This is a genomic window from Flavobacterium sp., from assembly GCF_049240005.1.
In the GTDB taxonomy this organism is placed as follows: domain Bacteria; phylum Bacteroidota; class Bacteroidia; order Flavobacteriales; family Flavobacteriaceae; genus Flavobacterium.
This window is the reverse complement of record NZ_JBMLTK010000062.1, coordinates 20,822-28,376: the sequence shown is the minus strand read 5'-3', so window position 1 is coordinate 28,376 and position 7,555 is coordinate 20,822. Positions and strand designations below refer to the sequence as shown.

The 7,555-nt window shown below is 41.0% G+C and carries 6 protein-coding genes; 4 read left to right on the top strand and 2 right to left on the bottom strand.

What is annotated here, in order from left to right:
• Window positions 1-183: 183 nt before the first annotated feature.
• On the bottom strand, window positions 184-672 hold the full coding sequence (locus ACOVQQ_RS06670) for a hypothetical protein (protein WP_421817510.1): 489 nt from the start codon (window positions 670-672) through the stop codon (window positions 184-186).
• 238 nt (window positions 673-910) lie between these two features.
• Window positions 911-1,858: a C1 family peptidase gene (locus ACOVQQ_RS06665; protein WP_421817509.1), complete on the bottom strand. Its 948-nt coding sequence runs from the start codon at window positions 1,856-1,858 to the stop codon at window positions 911-913.
• 383 nt (window positions 1,859-2,241) lie between these two features.
• On the opposite strand from ACOVQQ_RS06665, the gene ACOVQQ_RS06660 reads away from it, so the two are divergent.
• The 4 genes from ACOVQQ_RS06660 to ACOVQQ_RS06645 all read left to right on the top strand — a co-directional run bounded on the left by ACOVQQ_RS06660 (window position 2,242) and on the right by ACOVQQ_RS06645 (window position 7,529).
• The gene (locus ACOVQQ_RS06660; protein WP_421817508.1) at window positions 2,242-4,698 is read left to right on the top strand and encodes a PIG-L family deacetylase; all 2,457 of its coding nucleotides are present in this window, start codon (window positions 2,242-2,244) and stop codon (window positions 4,696-4,698) included.
• Window positions 4,699-4,793: 95 nt separating this feature from the next.
• Window positions 4,794-6,521, top strand: coding sequence for a sodium:solute symporter (locus tag ACOVQQ_RS06655; protein WP_421817507.1), 1,728 nt, complete (start codon window positions 4,794-4,796; stop codon window positions 6,519-6,521).
• Window positions 6,522-6,617: 96 nt separating this feature from the next.
• Window positions 6,618-6,914 (top strand): hypothetical protein, encoded by a 297-nt coding sequence (locus tag ACOVQQ_RS06650; RefSeq protein WP_421817506.1) that lies wholly within the window; start codon window positions 6,618-6,620, stop codon window positions 6,912-6,914.
• A gap of 9 nt (window positions 6,915-6,923) precedes the next feature.
• The gene (locus ACOVQQ_RS06645; protein WP_421817505.1) at window positions 6,924-7,529 is read left to right on the top strand and encodes a Crp/Fnr family transcriptional regulator; all 606 of its coding nucleotides are present in this window, start codon (window positions 6,924-6,926) and stop codon (window positions 7,527-7,529) included.
• Window positions 7,530-7,555: the final 26 nt, after the last annotated feature.

The window sequence follows — 7,555 nt, the reverse complement described above, 5'->3', positions numbered from 1 at the left end:
GTCAAGGAGTCTATCTCAATAGCTATCGGGACTAGCTTCTAGCTTCCCAAAAAAATCTGCCTTCGACAAGCTCAGGCACCAGCCTTCGACAAGCGCAAGCATCACGGAATGAATGGTTTGGCGTCAAAAAGTGAAAGATTACTTACTCAAATTATCGGAGCTGTTAACCAATTACAAAAAAACTTAGCTAATAACCCAGGGCACAACAGCAATGAGCAACGCACAGAGAATATGGATGCAACTCATCAGGAAAACTGCGGCCAGAGTGGCCTCGGCTCGATTTTGCGCAAAAAGCTGCATTCGAAAGATTGTTAAAGCTGTGGTGCGCGATTGCAGCCACTTACTAATGTCCATTAATCCTTCCAAATATCCAAAAATAAAGGACAGTGACAGCAAAATTCCCACACGTTTTTGGCTTACGGCAATGGCAAATGTGATAAAGATTATCAGCCAAACGCGGAAGAGTGTTCGAATAAAAATGCGAATAAACTCCATCCATTCGCTGTTAAACACCGCATTGATGACTAAAAATGCCGTGAGCGTTGTCGTGTATGTGATATGAATTTCAAGAAGTACATCTTTTAAATACTGGTTTTGCCAGAAAAGTAACGTCCAAACCACTAATGCCAGCACATATATGGCGAGCGTCTGATACCATGCTTTACGATTCATATTCGCTGACATAATTTAAAATTCTGAGGTGCAGATCGTTGCTTTTACAGTATTCTGTTATACTATTAATTTTGTCATGATGGATTCAAGACCACCGTATCTCTTTAAAAGCAAAAATTCATTTGGTTGACAGACGGTCGATTCTACTTTTTTGAAAATGATTATCTTCCCCTTGGCAGAAAAACGTGGTCGCAATCGAATTTACAAGACTGCAAAAAGGACTTTAACCATTTTATTTCTACAGATCTTCAACCACTATTGCCTGATTAATGACTTTAAATGCTTTATTTTGGTTTAAAACGTCCTCGAATGCATTATAATCAATCCACACAAAACCAGCATCTCCCCATGCTTCACCCCATGAATTAACGACTTTAAAAGCATTGTATTCATCGGAATAACCAACCACCAACATAGCATGACAATCTCCTACCATCCTCGGATTTATAGTATGCGCCCGGTAAGCAGTTAGCCCCAAAGCATCTTTTTTTCCGAATTGTTTCGTTAAAAAAGCACTAATTAAAATGGGCTCCTGATTAATAAGCAAGGTTTTCATTTCGTTAACCATATTAATCCCGCTCAGGTATTTATAATCGCTTATTTTATTCGCTGCGGCCAAATTAATCTGAAATTCGTTAGGCTGTAAACTGCATGAATTGTCGGAATACGGAAATTCGAATAAGGAAATTACACCTTGCTGCTTCAAAATATCAAGAGTACTTTCAAAAGTAGTACCGCTGCATGTACCCTGAGTTACTTGATTATACGTATAGGCCGGACTCATTATTCTACTGTCGCTGAAGGGTAATCCTGATTCTATTCGCTCTTGAAACGACTTTAGATAATAGGTTGTCGCCCAAGAAACACACGACCCTTGTCTGCCTTGGTTTCCAATAGGCGGAAGATACTCTGATAAATCGAAGCTTTCGGGAAGATTGTTTGGAACGCTTAATCCGGTAACAACTTTAGTGTTATCAACCATATAATCTCCATTACTACATCCCGAAACCCCTGTAGCGTAAACATTTCCGTCGTCGGCTATGAATTGATTATCCGGTAATCCCTCATAAAACAAATTATCATCGAGATCATCTTTACAAGAAGATATCGTTAAAAAAGAACAGGCTATTACCAGTAGGAAAATTCTATTTGGATGCTTAATGTTTAATGTCTTGTTTTCGCTCATAAAATAATATTGAACAGTATCATTTCCTGTTTATCGAATAACTGATAAACTTATTTAAATATCTTCTAGAACCACTGTGCATACCATATGCACTCAGGAGGTAGTTGTAGGATAAAAATAAACATAAATTTTCAGTACTTTGCGATCCAAGAAAAAAATAGATAAACATATAACCTTTGAAGAATTTTTGATGCAGATTTTTTACTAAATGAATCCACAAAATAGCTTTACAAAGGTGCTCTTGTTGGTTTTGCTTAAGCTAATAAACCATCTTTAATCGTAGAATTCTACTCCCTTTTTCATGCAAATAACCGCGCTCTAACGTTCAATGTTAATGAAATATGTATTTCTATTTGGAATAGTATCTTTACCAAAAAAACGCTTTGAAGAAGTTTGTTTGCTTACTCGTTTGCTTTAGCAGCGCATTATGGGCGCAAAGACCTGAAAAACTGAATGCCGCCGACATTTACCAAGGCCTACAAAAATTGTCGAAAACGACCACCGTTCTCTACGTAGCGGCACATCCCGACGACGAAAATACCCGTCTGATTAGCTATTTTGCGAACGCGAAACACTACCGAACGGCATATCTTTCCCTCACTCGCGGCGACGGTGGGCAAAACTTAATCGGTTCGCAACTGCGCGATCAACTTGGCATGATTCGCACACAAGAGCTGCTCGAAGCTCGCAAAATCGACGGCGGCGAACAATATTTTACCCGTGCTAACGACTTCGGATTCTCGAAAAACCCGACCGAAACCCTCGCCAAATGGAACGAACAAGACGTGCTTTCTGACATGGTGTGGATTATCCGAAAACTACAACCGGAAATCATTATCAATCGCTTTGACCATCGAACACCTGGAACCACTCACGGACACCACACCGCTTCTGCACAATTAAGCCTGAAAGCATTTGATTTGGCTGCCGACCCAACGGCCTTTCCCGAACAATTGCAATACGTGGGCGTTTGGCAAGCTAAACAGTTGTTTTTTAACACATCATGGTGGTTTTACGGCAGTCAGGAAAAATTTGCCGCAGCAGATAAATCGAATTTAACCGAAATTGATCTCGGAACATTTCTGCCACTCGAAGGAAAATCTATTCAAGAAATTGCGGCCTTGAGCAGAAGTTGCCACAAATCGCAAGGTTTTGGTTCGTCGGGCTCGCGCGGCAGCGAAAAAGAATACCTCGAATTCATCAAAGGCGATAAATCATTTCAAACTAACGACTGTATCGGCGTTTCCGAAAGAGATAACATTATTAAAATTTGCAACGATCTTATCGCACAATTCGATTTTAAAAATCCGTCGGCGAGCTTACCAAAATTACTCGAACTCCGCAGCCGATTCAACGCATTACCCGAATCAGGGTTTCGCACGTACAAACTCCAAGAACTCGACAAACTCATTTTGGCAAGTTGCGGTTTTTATATTGAAGTTGTCACGAACAGCGCCCGAATGTCGCCCGGAACCGCATTCGAAGCTTCGCTGGAAGTAATTAACCGCAGTGAGATACCGCTTGTTTTGAATACCATTTCGGTAGAATCGCAGCTGGTGACAAAACTAGATTTTCCGCTGAAACCAAATGTCGGCTACAAAGAAAAACTAAAGCTCCGTTTGGAGAAAGACTTACCGTACACCACGCCCTATTACATAAACGCCAACAAAACCGATGGCATGTTTGCTGTTGGGAATCAGCTTGACCGCGGACTTCCAGAAAAAAACCCAGCAGTAATCGTAAATGTGACTCTTGGAATCGAAAATCAGACAATTAGCATCAAAACGCCAGTAGTATTTAAAACTACCAACGATGTAAAAGGTGAGATTTTCCAACCTTTATTGGTGAGTCCGCAGCTTGATGTTGCCTTTGCACAAACATCACTTTTAGTGAAAGCCGGCAAAAAACAACGCATAGAATTAGCTGTTATACCCAGCAGCGATTTCTCGGAAACAACCGTTCGCTTGCAAGCACCTGAAAATTGGAAAGTTACTCCCGAGTTTATTGCTTTGCGCGATTTAAAAACCGGACAAAAACAAACGGTTTTTTTCGAAGTTACACCACAAAAAACGGTCGATACCGTTTTGCTGACCGCAGTTGTGGGCGACAACAACGAAACAGCTTTGCACCGAACTGCTTTAGAATTCGACCACATTTACCACCAACAACTCATTGCGCCAGCACATTGCAAGTTGGTTGTAGCCGAAATCGATATTTCAGCCAAGAAAATAGGCTACATTCCCGGTGCTGGCGATGAAGTTGCCGAATATCTAAAACAATTACAAACAGAAGTTGTCGTATTAGATCCTAAGAAAATTACCAAGGAATCGCTTAGTACTTTCGATGCTATCATTACGGGAATTCGCGCCTACAATGTGAATAAAGATTTGGTAGGTATTCACGCGCTTTTGCTTGATTTCGTACAATCGGGAAAAACGCTTTTGGTGCAATACAACACGCTCGATGATTTGGTTTTGAAAGATTTTACACCCTACCCGCTTACGATAGGAAGAGAGCGAGTTACCGAAGAAGATTCGGCAGTGAGTTTTATCGATCCGCAGGCAAAAGTGCTCAACAAACCTAATAAACTCACGCAGAACGATTTCTTGAATTGGAAGCAAGAACGCGGCCTCTATTTTCCTTCAAAATGGGATGAAAAATACCAAACCGTTTTGAGTATGGCCGATACAGGAGAGACACAAAAAACATCGGGTTTGTTAATTGCACCCTACGGTAAAGGTCATTACATTTACTGCGGAATAAGTTTTTTCCGACAATTACCAGAAGGCGTAACCGGCGCTTACAAACTTTTGGCTAATTTACTTTCGGTTTCAAAGTAGCAAATTATGGAATGGAAAAAGAAATATACCTGGATGTTATTGGCGAATGTTTGCTACTTCGCTTTGTTTTATATGCTCATGGAATTGTATAAGTAATGCAGCAACTCGATTGGATTATACTCATAGTTACGCTTTTCTTCATTGTGGTTTATGGAGTGTGGAAAACGCGTGGCACAAAAAGTGTTGAAGACTACATTCTAGGCAACAACGAAACCCCTTGGTACACTGTGGGAGTTTCGGTTATGGCCACGCAAGCGAGCGCAATTACTTTTCTCTCCACACCCGGTCAAGCCTTTAACGACGGAATGGGGTTTGTGCAATTTTACTTTGGCTTACCGCTGGCCATGGTAATCATCTGCTACACCTTCATCCCTCTCTACCACAAGCTTAAAGTTTACACCGCTTACGAATTTCTTGAAAAACGATTCGACCAAAAAACACGTTCTTTAGCGGCTATCCTATTTTTAGTGCAGCGCGGCTTAGGTACCGGAATTACGATCTACGCACCCGCAATTATTCTGAGTACTATTCTCGGTTGGAACGTGACGCAACTCAATATAATCATCGGTTTATTAGTAATCATTTATACGGTAACTGGCGGAACTAAAGCACTAAACGTTACACACAAGCAGCAAATGTTCATCATTATGTCGGGGATGTTTGTGGCTTTTTACCTGATCATCGACGGTTTACCTAAAGACATCAGTTTTTCAAATGCACTTGAAATTGCCGGTGCCAATCACAAAATGGACATCATCGACTTTTCGGTAGATCCTAAAAATCGATACACTTTCTGGAGCGGCGTTACTGGCGGTTTGTTTTTAATGCTTGCCTATTTCGGGACCGATCAGTCGCAAGTAGGACGCTATTTGAGTGGAAAATCGGTTCGCGAAAGTCAGATGGGCTTAATCATGAACGGCTTTTTAAAAGTACCGATGCAGTTTTTTATTCTGTTAACAGGCGTCATGGTTTTTGTGTTTTTTCAGTTTAAAGAAATTCCGCTGAACTTCAATCCACACAACAAAGAAGTTGTTGCAGCAAGTTCGTACAACAAAGAGTACGAAAAGCTGGAAGCCGATTTAAAAACGGTGGAAGCCGAACGTTTGCAAGTGACCCTCGATTACAACAATCAGTTAAATAACGGCAACAGCAATCCGATTCTGCGAAAGCAAATTTTTGTACTCACCGAAAAAGAAAACGCCTTGCGCGACTCGGCGAAAAGCTTGATTAAAAAAGCCGATGAGAAGGCAATTACGAACGACTCCGATTATATTTTTATCTACTTTGTTCTTAACTACTTACCAATCGGTTTCATCGGATTACTTCTGGCGGTAATTTTATGTGCGGCCATGTCGTCGACCGCATCTGGTCTCAGTGCTTTGGCTTCAACAACGGTAATCGATATTTATAAAAGAAACGTAAAAGGCGAAAAATCCGAAAAGCACTACGTAGCTATGAGTCGGTTTTTCACGCTATTATGGGGCGTTTTTTCAATTGCCATTGCCTGCGTTGGGAATTTATTTGAAAACTTAATTCAGCTGGTAAATATCATTGGATCTATATTTTACGGAACGGTTTTGGGCATATTTCTAGTTGGTTTTTACATCAAATACGTAAAAGCACAAGCAGTTTTTGTAGCCGCTGTTGTTTCGCAGTGTACTATTTTCGTGATTTACTACTACACAATACACATTTACCCAAGCGGAAAAGAACTACTGGGGTATTTGTGGTTGAATTTCATCGGTGCTGCGTTAACTATTCTACTTTCAATAGCTTGGCAGTTTTTCAAGAAAGCAGAACCCACTGAAATGGCCCAAGCCTAATGTTATGAATTAGTTACAAAATTTAGAACCGTAAAAAACAGGAGGAATCAACGGTATTTTACCAAGAAAAATCTTACATTGCCGAAAAAATTACCGATGCCGATTCATATTGCCGTGATTGGTAAACACCAAGAAATAAAAGCAGTACTGATGCGTCTGATTAACCAAAATGAGGCGTTTACGGGAACTGCTGCCGATACCTTCGACGAGCTCGTTGCCGACAACCGAATCGATCAGGTTAACTTGGTATTACTTTCCGCTGGCTTAACCGCAGATGAAGAACTTAAAATCAAAGAACGGATTTTAACTGAATATCCGCACATTAAAGTAATTCCGCATTACGGCGGTGGTAGCGGCTTGTTGATGAACGAAATCAACGAAGCACTCAGCTAACTGGCTATCATGAAGAGAACGAACGTGAATGAAAATCGCTTTGCAGAAATCGATGCGTTCTTGCAACGATGTATGCCATTTTCCGAAGAAGAATTAGATGTCTTTCACAGTTTTCTCACCTACCAAAAGTTCAAAAAGAAATCGATTTTACTCCAACAAGGCGAAATATGTAAACACGAATCGTACATCATCAAAGGCTGTGCGCGAACGTTCTACACCGACGCCAACGGACACGACATTACGCTACTCTTTGCCGTTGAAGATTACTGGCTGGGCGACATTGCGAGCTTCTACAAAAAAACACCCTCGCGATTTAACATCCAGCTCATCGAAGATACCGAACTGTTGCAAATTGATTACGAAGCCAAAGAAGCACTACTCGAGCAACTTCCAAAATTCGAGCGCGTTTTCCGAATTATGGTACAGAACCATTTGGCTTCCACTCAAAACCGACTCGTAAACAACATTGCTTTCACCGCTGCCGAAAATTACGCCGCTTTTCTAAAACAGTTTCCCAACATTCCACAGCGCGTACCGCAACATTACATCGCTTCCTACCTCGGAATTTCTCCCGAGTTTCTCTCTAAAATACGAAACGACAAGAAAGCGATTTAAACTAAATTGTCTTTGAGAAAATTCTA

Excerpts from the sequence above, each read along its gene's own strand:
- ACOVQQ_RS06670 (WP_421817510.1), bottom strand. The coding sequence starts at position 672 with ATGAATCGTAAAGCATGGTATCAGACGCTCGCCATATATGTGCTGGCA.
- ACOVQQ_RS06665 (WP_421817509.1), bottom strand. The coding sequence starts at position 1,858 with ATGAGCGAAAACAAGACATTAAACATTAAGCATCCAAATAGAATTTTC.
- ACOVQQ_RS06655 (WP_421817507.1), top strand. The coding sequence starts at position 4,794 with ATGCAGCAACTCGATTGGATTATACTCATAGTTACGCTTTTCTTCATT.
- ACOVQQ_RS06650 (WP_421817506.1), top strand. The coding sequence starts at position 6,618 with ATGCCGATTCATATTGCCGTGATTGGTAAACACCAAGAAATAAAAGCA.
- ACOVQQ_RS06645 (WP_421817505.1), top strand. The coding sequence starts at position 6,924 with ATGAAGAGAACGAACGTGAATGAAAATCGCTTTGCAGAAATCGATGCG.